A 19,767-nucleotide genomic window follows, 5' to 3' on the forward strand; every position below is an offset into this window, starting at 1 on the left:
TGCGGCTATTTTGTCGTCATGCCTTGCGGCACCGGTAACCTGCCTCGGCGCCGCCAGCCGATGGCAGCGAAGGCGAGGGCTGCGGCGATGCCGAGCACGATGGCAACCGCAAGGGCGGCCCAGGTGCCGACATGGGCCATCAGCATGGAAAAAATGAACGGTGCCAGCGCCGAGACGATCAGCCTGATGGCGGAAATCCGGCCCAGCATGGCGCCGTAGCCTTCAGAACCAAACAGCGCCAGCGGCAAGGCGCCCTGGACGATGCTGGTCAGGCCGGAACCCAAGCCAAAGACAATGGCAAATACCACGGCGCCGGCGAACCAGGGCGCTGTGGCCACCAGCATCGTCAGGCCCGCGACCAGCAATGTTGCGGAGATGACCGCCAGCATCAAAGGCGAAAGCCCACGTCCTGCAAGCATATTGATAAAACGGCTGAACACCTGGGCAGGACCAAACAGTGTGCCCACCAATACGGCACTGGCTCCAAGCCCAACGGCCGTGAGCAGCGGCACCATGTGGACAAGCAGGGCCGAGAGAACAAAACCTTCGAGGGCGAAGCCGAGGCCCATCAATGCGAAGGCTCGCCGCCGATCGGAAAAAGCTATGCTTGCCTCTACTGGTGCGACTTTCCTGTCTTTCGCTGGGTCCTGTCGCTTGCTCTCAGCCGCCATCGCCCGTGCTAGCCAATAGTGGACAGGCAGGCACACAGCGAGGTGGAGGACGGCAAAAACGAGGTAGACCTCACGCCAGGTCAGATACTTGTGGAGCTCGGACGTAATTGGCCAAAAAATGGTCGAAGCAAAGCCTGCAATAAGGGTCAGATGCGTAATGCTTCTCTGCCCGGTTTGCGGGGTGATCTGCACCAATGCCGCAAAGGCAGCGTTGTAAAGGACAAAAGCCGAGGCAATCTCCATGACAACCATTCCCGCAATGAAGGGAATGCGACCAGGGGCCATTGCGCACACAGTCAACGCGCAGGCAGCGACCACGGAGCCGAGCGCCATCATTTGACCTGCACCATGCTGGTCGATCCGGCGGCCAATAGTTGGAGCCGCAAAGCCGCCAATCAGCAGCGAGACGGAGAATATCCCGAACACCCATTGCTGAGACCAGCCGAAGTCGTGGGCCATGTCGGGCGCGAGCATGCTGAAGCTATAGTAGAGCGTGCCGTAGCCAATGATCTGTGTCAGCCCAAGGCCCCAGATCACGGCACCGTAACGCTGCTCAATTGGACGGGGCATATTCGATCTTTCCGGGATTATCGAAATTAACAGCCAAAATTAAGCGGCGTCGTCCTGCGCGGGAGCCTTTGCGTCGGCACAGCATTCATCGGCGAGGAACCCGACCAGTCCATTCATGGCAGCGTAGTTGGCCCTGCAGATCAGCGTCGTCGCATGCCGCTCCTGCGTGACCAGTCCAGTTGCAATCAGTCGATGCAGGTGATGGGAAAGGGTCGATGCAGCGATGCCGATCCTGTCTTGCAGGTGTCCAACGGCAAGACCGTCGACACCTGCGCGAACGAGCGCCCGATACACCCGCAATCGGGTCTGATTGCCGAGTGCCTCAAGCTGACTTGCCGCTGTTTCGATGTTCATGGAAATAGGCTAAATGCCTCCGTCGGAGCCGTCAATCGGTATTTCGGCAATTGCGGAAATATAACAATGAAACGACAGTGGCAGGTTCAGATGGCCTTTAGCTTGACCCGTGCCTCAAATTTTTCGGCATCTTCCTTGCGCTCGCTGTAGCGGTCGGTGAGGTAGCCCGAGACATCGCGCGTCAACAAGGTGAATTTCACCAGTTCTTCCATCACATCGACCACCCGGTCGTAATAGGAGGACGGCTTCATGCGGCCGTCAGGGTCGAACTCCTGATAGGCCTTGGCAACGGAGGACTGGTTGGGAATGGTCAGCATCCGCATCCAGCGGCCGAGCACGCGCATCTGGTTGACGGCGTTGAACGACTGCGAGCCGCCTGACACCTGCATGACCGCCAGGGTGCGGCCCTGTGTCGGCCGGATCGACCCGACAGCGAGCGGGATCCAGTCGATCTGTGACTTCAAGACGCCGCTGATTGCGCCATGGCGCTCGGGGCTGGTCCAGACCTGGCCTTCCGACCAGAGCGAGAGGTCGCGCAGTTCCTTGACCTTGGGATGATCTGTCGGCGCGCCGTCAGGCAAGGGCAGCCCGCTGGGGTCGAAGATGCGGGTTTCCGCGCCGAAATTTTGCAGCAGGCGGGCTGCTTCCCAGGTGAGGAAACGACTGTAGGAACGCTCGCGCAGCGACCCGTAGAGCAGCAGAATGCGCGGCTTGTGGTTCGACGCCGGCACAAAGAGGCGGCTGGCGTCAGGCGGCTGTTGCGCCTCTGCCATGATGTTGGGCAGGTCAGGCAATGCGGTTGCCTCCAAAAACGCGGTTTCCTCAGGCAACACGGTTTCCCTCGGCATCGATCAACAGCTCGCCGTCTTCCTTGTGGAACGGTCCCTTCTGGGGCAGCGGCAGGATTTCGAGCACCACCTCCGAGGGACGGCTGAGGCGTACGCCAAAGGGCGTGACGACGAAGGGACGATTGATCAGGATCGGATGCGCGAGCATGGCATCGAGCAGCGCATCGTCGCTGAGTGTCGCATCCGCAAGTCCGAGTTCAGCATAAGGCGTGCCCTTCTGCCTGATGGCCTGGCGCACAGTCAGCCCCGCCTTGGCGATCAGATCCTGGAGAACGGCGCGGCTCGGCGGTGTCGCGAGGTAGTCGACGACTGTTGGCTCGACCCCGGCATTGCGGATCAGCGCAAGCGTGTTGCGCGATGTGCCGCATTGGGGGTTGTGGTAGATGGTGACGTCCATCATGCAGTCCTTTCTGATTGCTTGGCTGATTGGCTGATTGGCTGATTGGCTGGTTGGCTGATTGGCTGGTTGCAGCGACTGCCGGGCCGCGCCTTTGCTGCGGTTCACGATTCACACCAGGCGCGACCTGCCCGGGCTGAAAGGTCATGACGCGATCTCCGCCGGCTCGCAGCAGGATGGGGTGAGTGCCGGCTGGCAGATCGCCGGATTGCCGGCGCAGCAATCCTCCATGAGAAACCGGATCAGGCCGCTCAGCGCATCATATTGTGCCGAGTAGACGATCGAGCGGGCGTCGCGACGGGCAGCGACCAGTCCGCCGCGTTCGAGCTCCTTGAGGTGGAACGATACGTTCGAGGCCGAGACGGCTGCGGCGTCGGCGATGCTGCCGGCGGCCATGCCATCGGGGCCGGCCTTGACCAGCAGGCGAACGATCTTGAGCCTCGTTTCCTGAGACATCGCCCCGAACGCGATCAGTGCTTGACGTTCATCCATATTTCAACAATCCTAGAAATGTCGAAATGAGGAATAGCTGACATGCTGACGCCTGACAACCGGGAATTTGAGCAGGTCACGAAAACCGACGACATGACGCCCGACGAAATGACAATTGGCGACCTGCTCGGCTTGCTCGCAGATCATAGGGATAAGCCCCTGGTGTTCAGCTATGACGGGCGGGCGGTGAAGCCCGGCTACCACGTCACCGAGGTCAAGGCTGGAGCGTTCTCCGCACTGGACTGCGGCGCCAATCCCGAATCCTGGACCGAAATCTTCATTCAGCTGTGGGATGTCGACGAGGGCGAGCGCACGCACATGCCGTCAGGCAAATTCGCGGCCATCATTGGCAAGGTCAGCGAGCATCTGTCGCTCGATCCTGCCGCAAAGCTTACCTTCGAGGTCAGCGATGGCCTGGCGCCGATGCAGCTGCACAAGGCCTCGACCGCTACCGTCAGCAATGGGCGGGTCGATGTGCAGCTTGTGCCAAGGGCTGCCAGCTGCAAGCCAAGGGATCGGTGGCTGGCCGCGCAAAGCCAGGCGGCGTCGTGCTGCGGACCTGATAAGGGCCAGCCATGCTGCGGTTAGGCTTGAGGTCGGCTCGCTGATGGCGAAGTCGCGCCGTCAGGCGAGCCAGTCGGGCACCGAATCGAGCCCGATCAGCTCGTCATAGCTCTGGCGCTTGCGCACGACGTGGAAACGCTCGCCGTCGACCAGCACTTCGGGGACCAGCAGGCGCGTGTTGTAGGTGCCGGCCTGCACCGCGCCATAGGCGCCGGCGGTGCCGACGGCGATCAGGTCGCCTGCCATAAGCTTGGGCAGGTCGCGGTCGAGGCCGAGATAATCGCCGGTTTCACAGACCGGCCCGACGATGTCGACAGTCATGCGCGGCGCGTCGGCCCCAGCCTGCACAACCGGACGGATGTCGTGATAGGCGTCATAGAGCGTCGGCCTGATCAGGTCGTTCATTGCCGCATCGACGATCAGGAAGTTCTTGGCGTCGCCTTCCTTCACATAGATGACTTCCGAAACCAGGATGCCGGCATTGCCGACGATCAGCCGGCCCGGCTCGAACATCACCTTGAGGCCGAGCTTGCCGACGCGCTTGTGCACGATCCGGGCATAGGCGTCGGGCAAAGGCGGTGGGTTGTTGTCGGTCTTGTAGGGAATGCCGAGGCCGCCGCCGAGATCGACATGATCGATGGCGTGGCCGTCCGCTTGCAGCGTTTCGACCAGCTCGGCCATCAGCGCGAAGGCATCGTCAAAGGGCTGCAGCTCGGTGATCTGGCTGCCGATATGCATGTCGATGCCGGTGACCTTGAGGCCGGGCAGGGCGGCTGCGTGAGCATAGACCTCGCGCGCCCGCTGGCGCGGGATGCCGAACTTGTTTTCGGCAAGCCCGGTCGAGATCTTCTTGTGTGTCTTTGCATCGACGTCAGGATTGATGCGCAGCGACACCGGGGCAATCTTGCCGTTGGCCACAGCACGCGCCGACAACAGTTCGAGCTCCGGCTCGGATTCGACGTTGAAGCACAAAATGCCGGCCTGAAGCGCGAAGTCCATCTCGCGCGCCGTCTTGCCGACGCCTGAAAACACGATCTTGCTGGCCGGGATGCCGGCGGCAAGCGCGCGTCGCATCTCGCCTTCCGACACCGTGTCGGCACCGGCGCCGAGCTTGGCAAGCGTCGTCAGCACCGCCTGGTTCGAATTGGCCTTGAGCGCATAGCACACAAGCGTATCGAGATCGGCGAAGGCCTTGGAGAAGACCTGGAAATGGCGGGTCAGCGTCGCTGTCGAATAGCAGTAGAACGGGGTGCCTATGGCAGCGGCGATATCGGTCAGCGCCACGTCTTCGGCGTGCAGGACGCCGTCACGATAGTCGAAATGGTTCACGGCAGCATGCTTTCGAAAATGAAGTGCGGCTCAGAGCAGCGGGTCGAGGATGAACGGCTTGTCTGCGACCGGTTTCTGCGGCGTTGCCGTCGCCGGCTGGCCGGCCTTCTGCGCATCCTTCTGCGCCTGAACGGCGGCGTCATAAGGCGTATCGAGGTCGCCCTTGCGGCCGCAGGCCGAAGCCATGCCGACCGCCGCCATCAGCCCGAGCGTCACCAAAATCCTGCCAGCGGTCATGACCCATCCATCCGAGAAAATTTCCCCGCCGCTTGTAGCGGAGATTCTTGGGCTTTGCACCCCGGCTCAATCAAGCTTTCGTCAGTCTCTTCTTCCAGTAACGGATCTGTTTCTTCACTTCGACAGGTGCCGTGCCGCCAAACGAGGTCCGGCTCCTGACCGAGTTCTGCACCGACAGCACCGAAAAGATATCGGCGGTGATGCCGGCATGGATCGACTGGAGCTCTTCGAGCGAAAGCTTTTCGAGCCCAAGCTTCCTGCTTTCGGCCAGGGCCACGGCGCGGCCGGTGACATGGTGCGCCTCGCGGAAGGGCAGGCCGATCTCGCGGACCAGCCAGTCGGCAAGGTCGGTCGCCGTCGAATAGCCGGAGCCTGCGGCGCGTTTCATCGCCTGGTCGTTGATGGTCATGTCGCCGACCATGCCGGTCATCGCCGCCAGCATCAGGTCGAGCGTCTCGGCAGCGTCGAACACCGCTTCCTTGTCTTCCTGCATGTCCTTGGAATAGGTCAGCGGCAGGCCCTTCATCACGGTCAGAAGCCCGATCAGATGGCCATTGACGCGGCCGGTCTTGGCCCGCACCAGCTCGGCGGCGTCGGGGTTCTTCTTCTGCGGCATGATCGACGAGCCGGTGGAAAAGGAATCCGACAGGCGCACGAAGCCGAATTGCGGCGTCGACCAGATGACGATCTCTTCGGCAAGCCGCGACATGTGGGTGGCCGAGATCGCGGCGATCGACAGGAACTCGAGCGCGTAGTCGCGGTCCGAGACACTGTCGAGCGAGTTGCGGGTCGGCTCGCGGAAGCCGAGTGCCTTGGCGGTCTGGAAACGGTCGATCGGAAAGCCGGTGCCGGCAAGGGCGGCGGCACCGAGCGGGCTTTCGTTCATGCGCTCGATGGCGTCGCGGACGCGGCTCAAATCACGCGCGAACATCTCGACATAGGCCATGCAATGGTGGCCGAAGGTCACCGGCTGTGCCGTCTGCAGATGGGTGAAGCCGGGCATGACGGTTGCCGCATGCTGCTCGGCGCGTTCGAGGAAAGCGGCGATCAGCCCCTTCAGCGCTGCAGCGACGCGGTGGAACTCGTCCTTGACCCAGAGCCGGAAGTCGACGGCGACCTGGTCGTTGCGCGAACGCGCGGTGTGCAGGCGCCCGGCCGCCGGGCCGATCAGCTCGGCGAGGCGCGACTCGACATTCATGTGGATGTCTTCAAGCCGGGTCGAGAAGGCAAATGTGCCGTCTTCGATTTCTCGCAGGATCGTGTTCAGCCCGTGAGCGATTTTGTGTTGATCGTCGGCTGAAATAATGCCCGTTTCCGCCAGCATCTCGGAGTGGGCGACGGAACCTCTTATATCCTGGGCGTAGAGCTTCTTGTCGAAGCCGATCGAGGCGTTGATCGCCTCCATGATCGCCGCCGGGCCCGAGGCAAAACGTCCGCCCCACATCTGGTTGCTGGCCTTCTTGTCGCTCATCGTGATACCCGGGCTCCGGAGAAAATTGATTAGATGTCGGACCGCAGAAAAATGTTTCCAACCCCACGCCATATCCTGGTTGCCGCCGTTGCGGGCGTGATCGCCGGCGCGGTCGCGGTATATGTCAGCACGACCCTTCCTGGCAACAAGACGCCGCAGCCGAGCGTCATTGCCGATACAAAGGCAACAAGCCCCGACGACAAGCTCTGCGCGGCGAAGGCCGAAAGGGCGAAGGTCGTGGGCGCGGCGGCCACCGGCCATGTCGCGGCAATGATGCCGGCCGATCCGCCGCAGTCGCTGAAGACGCTTGCCTTCAACGACCCCGAGGGCAAGCCGATGACCATTGCCGACCATGGGGGGCGTACGCTTCTGGTCAATCTGTGGGCGACATGGTGCGCGCCGTGCCGCGCCGAGATGCCGGCACTCGACGCGCTCGAACGTGAGATGGGCGGCGAGGAGTTCGAGGTCGTGGCGATCAATGTCGATACCGGCGACGACACCAAGCCGAAGAAGTTCCTCGAAGAAACCGGTGTCGCCTCGCTCGGTCACTACCGCGACAACACGCTTGGCGTGTTCAACGATCTGAAGAAGCGCGGGCTGGCGCTCGGCCTGCCGGTGACACTGCTGATCGACGGCGAAGGCTGCCTGCTCGCCAACATGAACGGCCCCGCCGAATGGGCCGGCGCCGACGCCAAAAAGCTGATCGAGGCGGCACTCGCCGAATAAGGCCGGGATCAAGGCCTTGCGTGTCCACACACGTTTAGCGCTGCGCAACTGCAATTTCAGATTGCACCTTAGGCGCCGCCATCTTCGCGGTTTTTTTCCGCGAAGGGCGTCTGGCGGCACATATATTCCATTTCCGGCCTTTCATTAGCCGGCGTTGCCGACAGTTGAGACGAGTCCAATTCTCGGCAAATTGCTTTCGTTTTTTAAAAAAGCGAAAGCTTGTCAGGAGGTTGTGGCGAAAGCGAAATCGAAGCGCGCCAAATGCGACCTTCATACGATCGCTACAAAACTGTTGTCGCGCTGTCATAATCCGACAATACTGGTCCTAGCGGAACTAAACATTTCGCCAACCAGAACGGGAGCGAGACAATGAAGACCCTAGGCTTCGCGGCCGGAATTGCCGCCACCATGACGCTGTTGTCCAGCACCTCCGCCTTCGCGGTCACCGAGATCTCATGGTGGCATGCCATGACCGGCGCGAACAACGAGGTCGTCGAGCAGCTTTCCAAGGAATTCAACGAGAGCCAGAGCGACTACAAGATCGTTCCGGTTTTCAAGGGCACCTATCCCGAGACGCTGAACGCCGGCATCGCCGCTTTCCGCGCCAAGCAGGCGCCGCACATCATCCAGGTTTTTGACGTCGGCACGGGTGTCATGATGGGTGCCGAAGGCGCCATCAAGCCGGTCGCCGACATCCTGTCGATGGGCGGCAAGGCTTTCGACAAGAGCCAGTACCTGCCCGGCATCGTCGCTTATTATTCCAAGCCCGACGGCACCATGCTGTCGTTCCCCTATAATTCGTCGTCGCCGATCCTCTACTACAACAAGGACATCTTCCAGAAGGCCGGTCTCGACGCCGATAATCCACCCAAGACCTGGCCTGAAGTCTTCGAAGCCGCCAAGAAGATCAAGACCAGCGGCGCTGCGAATTGCGGCTACACCTCGACCTGGCTGACCTGGATCGGCCTGGAGAATTTCGCCGCCTGGAACAACCTTCAGTACGGCACCAACGAAAACGGCCTTGCCGGGACAGACGTCGAGCTGAAGTTCAATTCGGAGCCCTTCGTCAAGCACTTCCAGGCCATCGCCGACCTCGCCAAGGACGGCACCTTCAAGTATGGCGGTCGCACGTCCGAGGCCAAGCAGCTTTTCCTCGCCGGCGAATGCGGCCTGTTCACCGAATCTTCGGGCGGCCTGGGCGACGTCATCAAGTCGGGCATGAACTATGGCCTCGGCCAGTTGCCCTATTATCCCGATCTCGAAGGCACGCCACAGAACACCATTCCGGGAGGCGCCAGCCTCTGGGTCTTCGGCGACAAGTCGGATGAAGAGTACAAGGGCGTCGCAGCCTTCTTCACTTTCCTGTCGCAGACGCCGATCCAGGCCCGCCTGCACCAGGTATCGGGCTACCTGCCGGTCACCATTGCTGCCTATGACGAAACCAAGAAGTCGGGCTTCTATGACAAGAACCCGGGCCGCGAGATTCCGATCACGCAGATGATGGGCAAGGCGCCGACCGAAAACTCCAAGGGCGTGCGCCTGATCAACCTGCCGCAGGTCCGCGACATCGAGAACGAAGAGTTCGAAAAGATGCTCGCCGGCCAGCAGACCGCCCAGCAGGCGCTCGACAATGCGGTGACACGCGGCAACAAGGCGATCCAGGAAGCGATCGGCAACTGACATCAGCTTGATGCCATCGTAGCGCTGCCCCTCATCCGCCTGCCGGCACCTTCTCCCCCCGCGAACGGGGAGAGAAAGGACAAGCGGCAAGGTGGACGCCGCCCTCGCCCCGTTTACGGGGGAGGGCAAGGGTGAGGGGCGGCGCCAACGCTGGGCCGAAGGACGGCAGCGATGCCATCCAGCTTCTGACAAACGCGTAACAAGAGGCCCTCATTGTCCCCACGCGTCGTCTTTCCCAACAAGATCCTGCCCTATCTGCTGGTGGCGCCGCAGCTGGCGATCACGCTGGTGTTTTTCTACTGGCCGGCCAGCCAGGCGCTGCGCCAGTCGATGCTGCGCGAGGATCCGTTCGGCCTGTCGTCGAAATTCGTCTGGTTCGACAATTTCAAGAAGGTGCTGTCGGACCCCAATTACCTCAACTCGATCCAGGTCACGGCGATCTTTTCGGTCTCGGTGGCAGCCGTTGCCATGGGCACCGCACTTTTGCTCGCCGTCATGGCCGAGAAGGTGGTGCGCAGCCGCAACCTCTACCGCACGCTGATGATCTGGCCTTATGCGGTGGCACCGGCGATTGCCGGCATGCTGTGGCTGTTTTTGTTCAACCCCTCGATCGGCTCGCTGGCCTATGGCCTGCGCTGGCTCGGCATCAACTGGGACCCGCTGCTCGACGGCGAGCACGCGATGGCGCTGGTGGTTGCCGCCGCATCATGGAAGCAGATCAGCTACAATTTCCTGTTTTTCGTCGCCGGCCTGCAGGCGATCCCCAAGACGCTGATCGAGGCGGCGGCGATCGATGGTGCCGGCGAAAACAAGCGTTTCTGGACGATCGTCTTTCCGCTGCTGGCGCCGACCACCTTCTTCTTGCTGGTGGTCAACACCGTCTATGCCTTCTTCGACACGTTCGGCATTATCCATGCCGTGACAGGCGGCGGGCCGGGCAAGTCGACCGAGACGCTGGTCTACAAGGTCTACAATGACGGCTTCGTCAATCTGATCCTCGGCGACTCGGCGGCACAGTCGGTGATCCTGATGGTCATCGTCATCGCGCTGACCGCGATCCAGTTCCGCTATGTCGAAAAGAAGGTGCATTATGGCTGAGCCGAAGGCCCTTATGGCTGAGCCGAAAGCCCTTCCGCCCGCAAGCGGCCACGACAAGCTGATGATCGGCCAGTCGAAGGCCGGCATCTATGTCGCCCATGCCATCCTGATCCTCGGCATCGTGATTGTGGCGTTTCCGATCTACTACACCTTCGTTGCCTCGACCCACTCGCTGCAGACCATCCTGCGCCCGCCGCTGCCGCTGTTGCCCGGCGACCGTTTTGTCGAGAACTATTCCGAAGCGCTGTTCGGCGGGGTCGGGCGCATCGGCGGGGTCAGCGTCACGACACTTCTGTTCAACACCACCATCGTTGCGCTCGGCATCGCCATCGGCAAGATCATCATCTCGATCCTGTCGGCCTATGCCATCGTGTTCTTCCGCTTTCCGTTGCGCATGGTGTTTTTCTGGCTGATCTTCATCACGCTGATGCTGCCGGTCGAGGTCCGCATCCTGCCGACCTACAAGGTGATGGTCGATCTCGGCCTGATCGACACCTATACCGGGCTGATCGTGCCGCTGATCGCCTCGGCCACCGCAACACTTCTGTTTCGCCAGTTCTTCCTGACCATTCCGGGCGAACTGGTCGAAGCGGCGCGTGTCGACGGGGCCGGCCCGTGGCGCTTCTTCAAGGATATACTTCTGCCCTTGTCGCGCACCAATATCGCGGCCTTGTTCGTCATCCTGTTCATCTATGGCTGGACGCAATATCTGTGGCCGCTGCTCGTCACCAACCGCAACGACATGAACACCATCGTCATTGCGCTGAAAAAGATGATCTCGTTTGCCGATGCCGATACCGAATGGCATCTGGTGATGGTCACCTCAATGCTGGCCATCGTGCCACCCATCCTGGTCGTTGTGCTGATGCAGCGCTGGTTCGTCCGCGGCCTCGTCGATACGGAGAAATAATGGCAACCGTCGATCTCAAGGACGTACGCAAGGTCTATGCCGGCGGGGTCGAAGCGGTGAAGGGCGTGTCCATCGCCATTCCCGACAAGGCGCTGTGCGTGCTCGTCGGCCCCTCGGGCTGCGGCAAGTCCACGCTGTTGCGCATGATCGCCGGGCTCGAGACCATCTCGGCCGGCACCTGCTCGATCGACGGCAAGGTGGTCAATGCCATCGGCCCGACCGAGCGCGACATCGCCATGGTGTTCCAGAACTATGCGCTCTACCCGCATATGAAGGTCTACGACAACATGGCCTATGGCCTGCGCAACCGCGGCACGCCCAAGGACGAGATCGACAAGCGCGTGCGCGCGACAGCCCAGACGCTGGAGCTCGAGCACCTGCTCGAGCGCCGGCCGCGCGAACTGTCGGGCGGCCAGCGCCAGCGTGTCGCCATGGGCCGCGCCATCGTGCGCAACCCCAAGGTCTTTTTGTTCGACGAGCCGCTGTCCAACCTCGATGCCAAGCTGCGCGGCCAGATGCGCGTCGAGATCAAGAGCCTGCAGCGCAAGCTCGGCGTCACCTCGGTCTATGTCACCCACGACCAGCTCGAGGCGATGACGCTCGCCGACGTGCTGGTGGTGATGAATGCCGGGCTTGTCGAACAGCTCGGCGCGCCGCTCGACATCTATGAAAAGCCGGCTTCGACCTTCGTTGCCTCCTTCATCGGCGCACCGCCGATGAACCTCCTGCCGCTGCGCGGCGGCCAGCTCGAAGACGCCATCACGCTGCCTGAAGTGTCAGGCAATGCGACAATGATCGGCTTCAGGCCCGAGGATTGCGAGGTCGGCGCCGATGGCGCGACCTCGAGCGACGGGCTCAGGCTGATGGCCAGGGTCGACGGCGTCGAACCGGTCGGATCAGAGAGTTTTCTCTATTGCGCCGCCGGCGGCGGCAAGATCGTGGTGCGCGTGGCCGGCCGGACCGAGGTGCTGGTCGGCGACCAGCTGCCGATCTTTGCGCGGCGCGAAAAGCTGCATTTCTTCGGCAGCGACGGCAAGCGGGTCTAGAGCATTTCCGCTTTTCTTCGAATCGCGGAATCGCTCTATCTTCTTGTTTTTGCGCAATTCCGGACGGAAAACCGCTGCGCACTTTTCCTGGAATTGCTCTAGGGCGCGGGCGTTAGGGGTCAGTTCCGGTACGGGCGAACTGACACCTTAGGCCGATGCCATCTGTTTATCGGGCATCTCGATCATAAAACGTGCGCGATATTCACCCGGGCTTATCCCGACTTTTTTCCGAAAATGATGTCGAAGCGTATGGGAGCTTCCGAAACCTGCTGCCAACGCGATCGCCTCCATACTCGCGTTGCCTTGACACAACAGGCGCTTCGCCTCGCTGACACGTTCGGCCGCGATCCAATCCCCCGGGGTCTTTCCTGTGGCTTCGGAAAACCGGCGCAGAAATGTTCGCATGCTCATCCGGGTTTCATGTGCCATCCGTTCGATGCTCCAGTTGGTCGCAAGATCGGCCCGTATGCGGTCAAGAAGCGGGGCGATTTCCAGCCCTTCCCGGATCGGAACAGGCCGTTCAAGAAACTGTGCCTGTCCCCCCGTTCGGTGCGCGGGCATCACGAGACGTCTAGCGACTGAGTTCGCTGCAACCGCCCCGAAATCCTGCCTGACGATCTCGATCAGGAGATCGATCCCCGCCGCGCTTCCCGCTGATGTGTAGATACGATCATGAGCGCGGTACAGAGAGGTGTCATCAACCTCGATGTCGGGGTAATTTCGGCGCAGCTTGTCGGCATAACGCCAGTGCGTCGTTGCTGCACCACCCGAAAGCAGACCCGTCGCAGCAACAACAAATGCGCCGGAACATATGGACGCCAGCCGGGCCCCGCGCCTGTGAGCCGCTCGCAGTTGCTGGCACAGCGCTTCAGGGACGGGAACGTCAGCACCCTTCCAGCCTGGAACGACAACAATGTCGGCTTGTTCGATGACCTCCGGGCCGTTGTCGGCGACGATGACGAACCCGCCATGGGCACGCATCGGCCCCTCATCGACCGCACAACTGGCGAACCGGTACCATCCCGATCCCAATTCAGGCCGAGAGAGTCCGAAGATTTCGGCGACGATGCCGAATTCAAAGGTACACAGCCCGTCGTAAAGGAGGGCGACAACCAGGGGTCCAGTCAACTTTGGCATGATCTTTACGTATATTGTCATTCTTGCCAATTGCAAGCACGGGGCCAAATCGTAGACACAAAGGGAAAGGAGACCGATATGACCACATCAGTTACCGCTATCCCACCCGCACCTAGCGAGCTCGCCCGGCAACATTTCGCTGCTGAATTTACTTCTGAAACCGACTGCTGGGACGTTCATGAGGCGCTCGGCAAGGGCGCTGACTTCGTGCTTGTCGACGTGCGCAGCCCAGCGATGTTTGCCAAGGGCCATGTACCGGGCGCCATCAATCTTCCACACGGCAAGATCGTTCGGTCGAAGATGGTCGAGTGGCCCGACGATACGATTTTCGTGACTTATTGTGCCGGTCCTCACTGCAACGGCGCGGCACGCGGCGCTTTGCGGTTCGCTGAGTTGGGACGCCCCGTCAAGATCATGGCGGGCGGCATCACCGGATGGCTCGACGAAGGCTTTGCGCTTGCAGCTTCCAAGACAGCGTGACGGTTCTAATCAGAAAGGCCTTGCCCAAAGACGCCGCACAGTTGCTGGACTTGATCCGGCAACATGCGCTCTTCGAGCGGGCGAGCGCATGCGTGAATGAAGCCGATCTCGTCGCCATTCTCGATGCTCGTGAACCTCCTGCACATCTTATCGTAGCTGAAGATGAGAAAACCCTGATCGGCTATGCAGCTATCACATTCGACTACGCGCTGTGGACTGCCGGCCGGTTTGCCCACCTCGACTGCTTGTTCGTGCACGAGACTGCGCGCGGACAGGGAATTGGAAAGCAGCTCTTCGACCATGTCGGTCTTGTGGCCGAGGAAGCGGGGGTGGAGCGGATGGAATGGCAAACGCCGCTGCGGAATTGGGATGCGATCCGCTTTTACGAGCGCGAAGGCGGTCTTGGCCAGCCAAAGATGCGCTTCAAAAAGCACGTGCGTTCTGCGAAGACAGCCCGATGAGGCCGGCCGATATTGGCATATCCTAACCGACGCACGACCGGCCGAGCGCAACTCGTTGCAGTGATCGCTCGCATTTGACGCCCCGCGCTAACCTCCTGTTCATGCAGCACGATCGATGATCGGTTGAGGCATCAAGGAGGTGGCAGGGTTGCCGGTATCGTTGAAGAAGCTTTCGCCTAGCGCATGGCTGCAACTCGCCGGATGGACCGTGTTCGGCACACTGGGCTGCATCGCGGTGTCGCTTGCGGTGACCTATGCGGTGTTCCGCAACGCCAGTGCCGAGGTGCTGCATCTCGGGCTGATCGAGGCAACTGTCGTGCCGATCCTGCTGGCAGGGCCGTTGTTCTTTTACCTGACGCTCAAGCTGCGTGAGCTGGCGATCGTCAACCACAAGCTCGTCGTCGCCGCCTCGACCGATGCGCTGACCGCCTGCCTCAACAGGGGGGCGTTTTCGACCCGGGTCGAAAACGTGCTGGCCGGCGAGATCGCGCGGCGAAAGCGCGCCATCGGCGCGCTTTTGGTCATCGATGCCGATCACTTCAAGTCGGTCAACGACCGCTTCGGCCATGCCGAGGGCGACGAGGCGCTGCGCCTCATCGTTGCGGCGATCCAGCCCTGCCTGAGGGGCGACGACATGCTGGGCCGTCTTGGCGGCGAGGAATTCGCGGTGTTTTTGCCCGGCGTGACGCCGGTCAATGCCGCCGACATCGCCGAGCGCATCCGCCGTTCGGTGGCCGACGCGCCGTTCAGGCCCGGCGGCAACAGCCATGTGCTGACGGTCAGCGTCGGCGGTGCGTTGTTCGACCGGCCAGTGGTGTTCGAAGAACTGTTCCGCGTCGCCGACCTGCATCTCTACGAAGCCAAGGGCGCGGGACGCAACCGTGTCGAGCTCGCAGCGATGCCGTCGGAGATGACACCGAGCTGGTATCAGCCCAATCTCCTGAACTGAAGGTCATCAGGTCGCAGAGACGGTCGGTTAGCTGATATCGGCTCCTGCCGATGCTGCACCGCTTTTGATCCGAGATGGAAGCCGGGTAGTGTCTCAGTTTGAAATCTGACGTTCAGGCGAAACCGCCGCAGCCGGTTTGCTCCCAAAGGCGGAACCTCCTATATGCTTAGCGGAAAGCATGTAGGAGGTGAGGATGACCCTCGACGATCTCGGCAAGATACTCGGAGGGTTGGAGCCCGGCAAAGGTGCCCGGGTTCCCTATGATGTCTATGAACTGCTTTTCCCGCCGGGGGAGCCGGACGATGGAGCGCGGGGGCGGGCATACGAGTTCGCCCGAGCACATGACGCTAGGATAGACAATCGACCCGACGACAACGCTGTGTGGTTCTATAAAGATGCCAACCGGACCTAAAGGCCAGAAGCGACCCGCCGACGTGATCGGCAACGCCGTCAAGATCATGCGCATTGCTACCGGTGAAGAAGCCGACGACGTAATAGACGATGGCAAAGACCCTGCCGCCAAGGCGCTTGGTGCCAAGGGCGGTAAGAAGCGCGCCGAGAATATGACGCCAGAGCGGCGCGCCGAGATTGCTAGGAAGGCGGCGGAAAGCCGATGGGGAAAGAAGTAGAATTCACTTTGCGCGACTTGCCGAATCTGGTAATAGACTTGCATCTCACGATGACAAGGATTTTCGGATGTCGGCTGAGTTTGAAGATCAATTGCGGGGCGCTTTCCCTGCGAGCACAGATGTCGCGGTTGTCCGCGCCCTTGCGACTGGCGTATCCCTTGCAGATGACATGCGGCGCAACACACCGTGGCTTACGACCTCAATAGGCAACGATCATAGAGGCCTGTTTCGCCGCGTAGCGGCGATGTGGCAATTTCGCCAGGATTGCTTGAACGGCAGCCTTCCATTCGAAGCGATGGAAGTACCCAACACAACGGGGAGCTCGCACCTTCTGAACATCGCGGCTGCCGACTTCGAAGCGCACATCGTTCGGACAGACACGGAGGGGGCCTTTCCGCAGGACGCCCCGATCCGCCAGGACAAGAGCCTCAGCAACCAACTTGATCTTTTCAATGACGGCAAGGTCGTCCCCTTCCATGAGATAGCGCCCGACAAATACTATGCGTGGCTGTCCTTCAACGCAGACCTGACCGGTGGCCTTACGCATGTTTGTTGGTGCATGCCTGAGGCGAATAGGAAGGTGTTTCTCGGCCGCATCAACATCATGCGGAACGCTGGTACGTTGAGTGTAGAACCGCATGTGCCACCACCTCCTGACCCGACGACGGCGATGAAGTTCAAGCTCGATGTTGTCGAGCGCTTCATGGACACCAAGTCTGACAAGAAGAAGCAGAAATAGCAGGCAGATATTATGTCGAACATTTTTCGCACGACTCCGGCGACGCCGCCGCGTGTTGTGCCCGAGAGGATTCGCGAAGCCCGTGAAGCCCGAGGCTACACAGTTGAAAGCTTCGCTGAAATGCTCGGCGTCACGCGACAGGCGGTCGGTCAATACGAGACTGGTCAGATAGCGCCTTCTGCCGAGGCGCTGTCGAAGATCATTGCGGCCACCGGGCAGCCTCCATCCTTCTTCACGACAAACAGGCCACGCGATGTTGGAAGTTTTGGCTCGCCATTCTGGCGAGGCCTTAAGCGGATGAACAAGCCTGATCGGTTGAGGATTGCTCGTCGCCTCGAATGGGCGTGGGATATTATTAGTTACATCGAAGGCTTTATCGAACTGCCAAAGGTTAATCTGCCAGTCTTTGATTGGGACTGGGAAACTGGAGACGAACACGCTCTGGAGCGTATTGCCGGGGCCGTTCGCGACCATTGGCAATTGGGACGCGGGCCGGTTTTCCATCTATCCAAGGTACTGGAGGCCAATGGCGTCATCATCATAAAAGAGCCGGTTGATTGCGAGGACATGGATGCAGTCTCCCGTTGGCAAGGCGGACGTCCGTTCATCCTATGCAGCGCTGACAGGGACGAATTGCCCAGGTTCAACTTCGACCTAGCGCACGAGCTTGGGCATATCTTGCTACACAACGGTGTCGACGTTACATCGGAAAACATAAATAAGATCGAACGCCAAGCGAACTATTTCGCTGGCGCATTCTTGCTTCCGAGGGAGGTTTTTTCTCGTGAAGTGGTATCGACTTCTGTTCACTACTTCCTAAAGCTAAAAGAGCGCTGGCGGGTATCGGTAGCGGCGATGATATACCGCTGCAAGGAGCTTGGGATACTTTCCCCAACGCAGGTTAGCTACCTCTACCGGCAACTTTCGGCAAAAGGCATGAGGAAACGGGAGCCTCTTGATACGGCATTCAAAACGGAAGCACCTTCGATCCTCGTTGCAGCCTTAGATATGCTCATCAAGCACGGGGTGAGGACCAAAGCGGAAATTGTCGATGCCCTCAATTTGAATGCACAGGATATTGAGATGTTGTGCGGGACAGAAAAGGGCTTCTTCGGTGAAACCGTCGTTCAGCTACGGTTAAAACCGAACATATATGCGTGACACTAAGCATAAAATTCAGATATTTGGGGCATGAACAAGCGGCCCCTGAAAACCCGCGTCCAAATCCTCACCCTGCTGTGTGAGGGATCGTCCATGCGGTCGATCTCCCGAATCTGCGATGTGTAGATCAATACGGTTTCGAAGCTGCTGGTCGATGCGGGCAAGTTCTGCGCCGAACTGCACGACCGTGAAGTGCGCAACGTGAAGTCCCAGCGTGTCCAGTGCGATGAAATCTGGTCCTTCACCTCAGCCAAGCAGAAGAACGTTGCGGCCATGAAAAGCGTGGTTGAGGGCGCTGGTGAGCATCGCGCCTATCTCAACGCGGTTGAGGAGACGTTCGGCGCGGATATCGACTACGCGATGCTGGTGAAGCAGTATGGCGAACCGGAAGGCAAGAAGCCGACCGCCGAACGTCGCTACAGCCCCGCTGTCTGCACTGGCGCTGTCGAGAACCGGATCGAAGGATCGCCCGATCTGGCGCACGTCAGCACGTCGTATGTGGAGCGCCAGAACCTTACGATGCGCATGCACATGCGCCGGTTCACGCGATTGACGAATGCGTTCTCGGAAAAATTTGAGAACCACGTTCACATGGTCGCGCTGTACACCGTCTGGTACAATTTCATTCTCATCCACAAGACGCTGAAAATGTCTCCGGCAATGGCCGCTGGCGTTTCGCAGACGCTTTGGTCGATGGCCGACCTATGCGGGATGATGGATGCGGTAGCGCCTAAGCCCGGTAAGCGTGGTCCGTATCAGAAGCGCGGTTAGCTGCCGCTTTTGGCTGAGTCAACTTAACCGCCTCAGCCATCTTCTCTGCTGCCGTGCGAAGGCTTTCAGCATCGATCTTTTGATTGAAATTCCGGGCAAGGACGTTCGACACGAACTCTTCGTATTTATTCAGCGGCTTGTTCGTCGTCATCTAATTGCTCCCAGGTTCGATCGATTATCAGATCCACGAAGTAGCGAATCCAAAATTTTCCACGAAGTTTGTCCGCATTGAGTTGGTCTTTGAGTAGTTCATTGACCTCGACAATTGGATAAAGCGCCTTCGCTACGTCATCCCGCCTAATCAATGACCCGGCGGGGAAGTTCCCTTTGACGAATTTCTTAGTCTGCTTAGCGGTGTCGAGCCACGCTGCCGCGTGCTCATCGTAGAAGTCGATCAGTCCAGCCTCTTCCAAGCGCTGCTCAGACTCCAGAGTCAGGGCCATCAGCTAACCTCTCGAACGTCAGAGAGCGTCGCGTACAGCACCCAAATCAGGGCAATGAACAATAACACCAAGGCGACAGCGGCGGTGCATTCATTTGTGAGCCATTTTGCCACAAGGGCCAAAAAGGTTGATGCCAGAGCAAGTACGAAGCCAACGAAGCCGAACCACGCGCGCCTTTGAAAGCGTGGCAGGACACTCTTCTTCTCGGTCCTTTCGTAGGAATCGAAGCTGGCGAAAATCCCGCCAAGAAAGACAAGGATGAACCCAGCAAGAGCAGCGGCTGCGCCCGCGACTTCACCCATTACCGGCAACGCGCTTGGCATGTCCCCCTCCCAAACGACATGCTGTAGCGTCAACTTATTCGAGGGAATCCGCAACTGCTAAATTCGAACTGAGACACTACCCGCTGGCCTATGTCATCTCGCTGCGCGAGATCATGGCGGTGGTCAATGACGCGATCGCCGCGAGCTTCCGCTTCGTCGAATGGTATTGCGCGGCACTCATCTATTATCTGGTGATCGTCTCGATCCTGATGGTCATCCAGGGGCTTATCCAGAGGCGGCTCGGCTGAGCGTTTTGGCGCCTCCAACCGGGCGTGCAGACA

Annotated in this window: 26 protein-coding genes and 1 pseudogene; 15 read left to right on the plus strand and 12 right to left on the minus strand. The window is 60.1% G+C overall.

Going from position 1 to position 19,767, the window contains the following annotated elements; translation table 11 throughout:
- Positions 1–5: 5 nt before the first annotated feature.
- The 5 genes from arsK to IHE39_RS24380 form a co-directional block, all read right to left on the minus strand.
- Positions 6–1,241 carry an arsenite efflux MFS transporter ArsK gene (gene arsK, locus IHE39_RS24360; RefSeq protein WP_192568269.1) on the minus strand — a complete coding sequence of 412 codons (1,236 nt, stop codon included), beginning with the start codon at positions 1,239–1,241 and terminating at the stop codon, positions 6–8.
- A gap of 39 nt (positions 1,242–1,280) precedes the next feature.
- Complete coding sequence (locus IHE39_RS24365; RefSeq protein ID WP_192568270.1) at positions 1,281–1,595, minus strand: ArsR/SmtB family transcription factor; 315 nt, start codon at positions 1,593–1,595, stop codon at positions 1,281–1,283.
- An 86-nt stretch (positions 1,596–1,681) separates the two neighbouring features.
- Positions 1,682–2,368 carry an arsenical resistance protein ArsH gene (arsH, locus tag IHE39_RS24370; protein ID WP_192568301.1) on the minus strand — a complete coding sequence of 229 codons (687 nt, stop codon included), beginning with the start codon at positions 2,366–2,368 and terminating at the stop codon, positions 1,682–1,684.
- Positions 2,369–2,417: 49 nt separating this feature from the next.
- On the minus strand, positions 2,418–2,840 hold the full coding sequence (arsC, locus tag IHE39_RS24375) for an arsenate reductase (glutaredoxin) (protein ID WP_210327679.1): 423 nt from the start codon (positions 2,838–2,840) through the stop codon (positions 2,418–2,420).
- Positions 2,841–2,984: 144 nt separating this feature from the next.
- On the minus strand, positions 2,985–3,332 hold the full coding sequence (locus IHE39_RS24380) for an ArsR/SmtB family transcription factor (RefSeq protein ID WP_192568272.1): 348 nt from the start codon (positions 3,330–3,332) through the stop codon (positions 2,985–2,987).
- A gap of 42 nt (positions 3,333–3,374) precedes the next feature.
- Here IHE39_RS24380 and IHE39_RS24385 point away from each other — a divergent pair, with 42 nt between their 5' ends.
- Positions 3,375–3,920, plus strand: coding sequence for a DUF6428 family protein (locus IHE39_RS24385; RefSeq protein ID WP_246485617.1), 546 nt, complete (start codon positions 3,375–3,377; stop codon positions 3,918–3,920).
- Positions 3,921–3,956: 36 nt separating this feature from the next.
- Here IHE39_RS24385 and lysA read toward each other — a convergent pair whose 3' ends face one another.
- The 3 genes from lysA to argH form a co-directional block, all read right to left on the minus strand.
- Complete coding sequence (lysA, locus tag IHE39_RS24390) at positions 3,957–5,225, minus strand: diaminopimelate decarboxylase (protein WP_192568273.1); 1,269 nt, start codon at positions 5,223–5,225, stop codon at positions 3,957–3,959.
- Between the two features lie 30 nt (positions 5,226–5,255).
- A complete protein-coding gene (locus IHE39_RS24395) occupies positions 5,256–5,462 on the minus strand; it encodes a lipoprotein (RefSeq protein WP_192568274.1) in 207 nt (68 codons plus the stop codon).
- Between the two features lie 70 nt (positions 5,463–5,532).
- A complete protein-coding gene (gene argH, locus IHE39_RS24400) occupies positions 5,533–6,933 on the minus strand; it encodes an argininosuccinate lyase (protein WP_192568275.1) in 1,401 nt (466 codons plus the stop codon).
- Between the two features lie 33 nt (positions 6,934–6,966).
- On the opposite strand from argH, the gene tlpA reads away from it, so the two are divergent.
- The 5 genes from tlpA (at position 6,967) to ugpC (ending at position 12,393) form a co-directional block, all read left to right on the plus strand.
- Positions 6,967–7,659 carry a thiol:disulfide interchange protein TlpA gene (gene tlpA, locus IHE39_RS24405; RefSeq protein ID WP_192568276.1) on the plus strand — a complete coding sequence of 231 codons (693 nt, stop codon included), beginning with the start codon at positions 6,967–6,969 and terminating at the stop codon, positions 7,657–7,659.
- A 369-nt stretch (positions 7,660–8,028) separates the two neighbouring features.
- A complete protein-coding gene (gene ugpB, locus IHE39_RS24410; RefSeq protein WP_184774006.1) occupies positions 8,029–9,339 on the plus strand; it encodes a sn-glycerol-3-phosphate ABC transporter substrate-binding protein UgpB in 1,311 nt (436 codons plus the stop codon).
- Positions 9,340–9,552: 213 nt separating this feature from the next.
- Positions 9,553–10,437 carry a sn-glycerol-3-phosphate ABC transporter permease UgpA gene (gene ugpA, locus IHE39_RS24415; RefSeq protein ID WP_192568277.1) on the plus strand — a complete coding sequence of 295 codons (885 nt, stop codon included), beginning with the start codon at positions 9,553–9,555 and terminating at the stop codon, positions 10,435–10,437.
- 61 nt (positions 10,438–10,498) lie between these two features.
- Entirely contained in the window at positions 10,499–11,347 is an 849-nt protein-coding gene (gene ugpE / locus IHE39_RS24420) for a sn-glycerol-3-phosphate ABC transporter permease UgpE (protein ID WP_192568303.1), read from the plus strand.
- The gene (ugpC, locus tag IHE39_RS24425) at positions 11,347–12,393 is read left to right on the plus strand and encodes a sn-glycerol-3-phosphate ABC transporter ATP-binding protein UgpC (protein WP_184774010.1); all 1,047 of its coding nucleotides are present in this window, start codon (positions 11,347–11,349) and stop codon (positions 12,391–12,393) included. The genes ugpE and ugpC overlap by 1 nt, the downstream gene beginning before the upstream one ends.
- A gap of 147 nt (positions 12,394–12,540) precedes the next feature.
- On the opposite strand, the gene ftrA is transcribed toward ugpC, so the two are convergent.
- Positions 12,541–13,530 carry a transcriptional regulator FtrA gene (gene ftrA, locus IHE39_RS24430; RefSeq protein WP_246485618.1) on the minus strand — a complete coding sequence of 330 codons (990 nt, stop codon included), beginning with the start codon at positions 13,528–13,530 and terminating at the stop codon, positions 12,541–12,543.
- Positions 13,531–13,608: 78 nt separating this feature from the next.
- Between ftrA and IHE39_RS24435 the strand changes: the two genes are divergently transcribed.
- The 8 genes and pseudogenes from IHE39_RS24435 to IHE39_RS24470 all read left to right on the plus strand — a co-directional run bounded on the left by IHE39_RS24435 (position 13,609) and on the right by IHE39_RS24470 (position 18,720).
- A complete protein-coding gene (locus IHE39_RS24435) occupies positions 13,609–14,010 on the plus strand; it encodes a rhodanese-like domain-containing protein (RefSeq protein WP_192568279.1) in 402 nt (133 codons plus the stop codon).
- A 20-nt stretch (positions 14,011–14,030) separates the two neighbouring features.
- A complete protein-coding gene (locus tag IHE39_RS24440) occupies positions 14,031–14,471 on the plus strand; it encodes a GNAT family N-acetyltransferase (protein WP_192568280.1) in 441 nt (146 codons plus the stop codon).
- Positions 14,472–14,619: 148 nt separating this feature from the next.
- A complete protein-coding gene (locus IHE39_RS24445; protein WP_192568281.1) occupies positions 14,620–15,420 on the plus strand; it encodes a GGDEF domain-containing protein in 801 nt (266 codons plus the stop codon).
- Between the two features lie 193 nt (positions 15,421–15,613).
- Positions 15,614–15,832 (plus strand): hypothetical protein, encoded by a 219-nt coding sequence (locus IHE39_RS24450; RefSeq protein WP_192568282.1) that lies wholly within the window; start codon positions 15,614–15,616, stop codon positions 15,830–15,832.
- Positions 15,833–15,854: 22 nt separating this feature from the next.
- Complete coding sequence (locus IHE39_RS24455) at positions 15,855–16,049, plus strand: RNA-binding protein (protein ID WP_343070125.1); 195 nt, start codon at positions 15,855–15,857, stop codon at positions 16,047–16,049.
- Positions 16,050–16,116: 67 nt separating this feature from the next.
- Positions 16,117–16,788, plus strand: a complete 672-nt coding sequence (locus IHE39_RS24460; protein WP_192568284.1) for a hypothetical protein — start codon at positions 16,117–16,119, stop codon at positions 16,786–16,788.
- Positions 16,789–16,800: 12 nt separating this feature from the next.
- Complete coding sequence (locus IHE39_RS24465; RefSeq protein ID WP_192568285.1) at positions 16,801–17,949, plus strand: XRE family transcriptional regulator; 1,149 nt, start codon at positions 16,801–16,803, stop codon at positions 17,947–17,949.
- 30 nt (positions 17,950–17,979) lie between these two features.
- Positions 17,980–18,720 (plus strand): annotated as a pseudogene (locus IHE39_RS24470) (IS1 family transposase).
- Here IHE39_RS24470 and IHE39_RS24475 read toward each other — a convergent pair.
- Genes IHE39_RS24475 through IHE39_RS24485 form a run of 3 tightly spaced genes read right to left on the minus strand, consistent with a single transcriptional unit; the run spans position 18,680 to position 19,486 of the window.
- Complete coding sequence (locus IHE39_RS24475; RefSeq protein ID WP_192568286.1) at positions 18,680–18,871, minus strand: hypothetical protein; 192 nt, start codon at positions 18,869–18,871, stop codon at positions 18,680–18,682. The pseudogene IHE39_RS24470 and the gene IHE39_RS24475 sit on opposite strands and share 41 nt — an antisense overlap.
- The gene (locus tag IHE39_RS24480; protein WP_192568287.1) at positions 18,846–19,163 is read right to left on the minus strand and encodes a hypothetical protein; all 318 of its coding nucleotides are present in this window, start codon (positions 19,161–19,163) and stop codon (positions 18,846–18,848) included. Before IHE39_RS24480 ends, IHE39_RS24475 begins: the two co-directional genes overlap by 26 nt.
- Positions 19,163–19,486: a hypothetical protein gene (locus tag IHE39_RS24485; RefSeq protein ID WP_192568288.1), complete on the minus strand. Its 324-nt coding sequence runs from the start codon at positions 19,484–19,486 to the stop codon at positions 19,163–19,165. The genes IHE39_RS24480 and IHE39_RS24485 overlap by 1 nt, the downstream gene beginning before the upstream one ends.
- 113 nt (positions 19,487–19,599) lie before the next feature.
- Here IHE39_RS24485 and IHE39_RS31005 point away from each other — a divergent pair, with 113 nt between their 5' ends.
- Entirely contained in the window at positions 19,600–19,734 is a 135-nt protein-coding gene (locus IHE39_RS31005; protein ID WP_281399402.1) for a hypothetical protein, read from the plus strand.
- Positions 19,735–19,767: the final 33 nt, after the last annotated feature.

This window comes from Aminobacter carboxidus (genome assembly GCF_014863355.1).
GTDB lineage: Bacteria > Pseudomonadota > Alphaproteobacteria > Rhizobiales > Rhizobiaceae > Aminobacter > Aminobacter carboxidus.

Bases quoted from the DNA above. Each gene is read 5' to 3' on its own strand.
- arsK (WP_192568269.1), bottom strand. From the start codon at position 1,241: ATGCCCCGTCCAATTGAGCAGCGTTACGGTGCCGTGATCTGGGGCCTT.
- IHE39_RS24365 (WP_192568270.1), bottom strand. From the start codon at position 1,595: ATGAACATCGAAACAGCGGCAAGTCAGCTTGAGGCACTCGGCAATCAG.
- arsH (WP_192568301.1), bottom strand. From the start codon at position 2,368: ATGGCAGAGGCGCAACAGCCGCCTGACGCCAGCCGCCTCTTTGTGCCG.
- arsC (WP_210327679.1), bottom strand. From the start codon at position 2,840: ATGGACGTCACCATCTACCACAACCCCCAATGCGGCACATCGCGCAAC.
- IHE39_RS24380 (WP_192568272.1), bottom strand. From the start codon at position 3,332: ATGGATGAACGTCAAGCACTGATCGCGTTCGGGGCGATGTCTCAGGAA.
- IHE39_RS24385 (WP_246485617.1), top strand. From the start codon at position 3,375: ATGCTGACGCCTGACAACCGGGAATTTGAGCAGGTCACGAAAACCGAC.
- IHE39_RS24395 (WP_192568274.1), bottom strand. From the start codon at position 5,462: ATGACCGCTGGCAGGATTTTGGTGACGCTCGGGCTGATGGCGGCGGTC.
- argH (WP_192568275.1), bottom strand. From the start codon at position 6,933: ATGAGCGACAAGAAGGCCAGCAACCAGATGTGGGGCGGACGTTTTGCC.
- tlpA (WP_192568276.1), top strand. From the start codon at position 6,967: ATGTCGGACCGCAGAAAAATGTTTCCAACCCCACGCCATATCCTGGTT.
- ugpB (WP_184774006.1), top strand. From the start codon at position 8,029: ATGAAGACCCTAGGCTTCGCGGCCGGAATTGCCGCCACCATGACGCTG.
- ugpE (WP_192568303.1), top strand. From the start codon at position 10,499: ATGATCGGCCAGTCGAAGGCCGGCATCTATGTCGCCCATGCCATCCTG.
- ugpC (WP_184774010.1), top strand. From the start codon at position 11,347: ATGGCAACCGTCGATCTCAAGGACGTACGCAAGGTCTATGCCGGCGGG.
- ftrA (WP_246485618.1), bottom strand. From the start codon at position 13,530: ATGCCAAAGTTGACTGGACCCCTGGTTGTCGCCCTCCTTTACGACGGG.
- IHE39_RS24435 (WP_192568279.1), top strand. From the start codon at position 13,609: ATGACCACATCAGTTACCGCTATCCCACCCGCACCTAGCGAGCTCGCC.
- IHE39_RS24450 (WP_192568282.1), top strand. From the start codon at position 15,614: ATGACCCTCGACGATCTCGGCAAGATACTCGGAGGGTTGGAGCCCGGC.
- IHE39_RS24460 (WP_192568284.1), top strand. From the start codon at position 16,117: ATGTCGGCTGAGTTTGAAGATCAATTGCGGGGCGCTTTCCCTGCGAGC.
- IHE39_RS24465 (WP_192568285.1), top strand. From the start codon at position 16,801: ATGTCGAACATTTTTCGCACGACTCCGGCGACGCCGCCGCGTGTTGTG.
- IHE39_RS24475 (WP_192568286.1), bottom strand. From the start codon at position 18,871: ATGACGACGAACAAGCCGCTGAATAAATACGAAGAGTTCGTGTCGAAC.
- IHE39_RS24480 (WP_192568287.1), bottom strand. From the start codon at position 19,163: ATGGCCCTGACTCTGGAGTCTGAGCAGCGCTTGGAAGAGGCTGGACTG.
- IHE39_RS24485 (WP_192568288.1), bottom strand. From the start codon at position 19,486: ATGCCAAGCGCGTTGCCGGTAATGGGTGAAGTCGCGGGCGCAGCCGCT.
- IHE39_RS31005 (WP_281399402.1), top strand. From the start codon at position 19,600: ATGGCGGTGGTCAATGACGCGATCGCCGCGAGCTTCCGCTTCGTCGAA.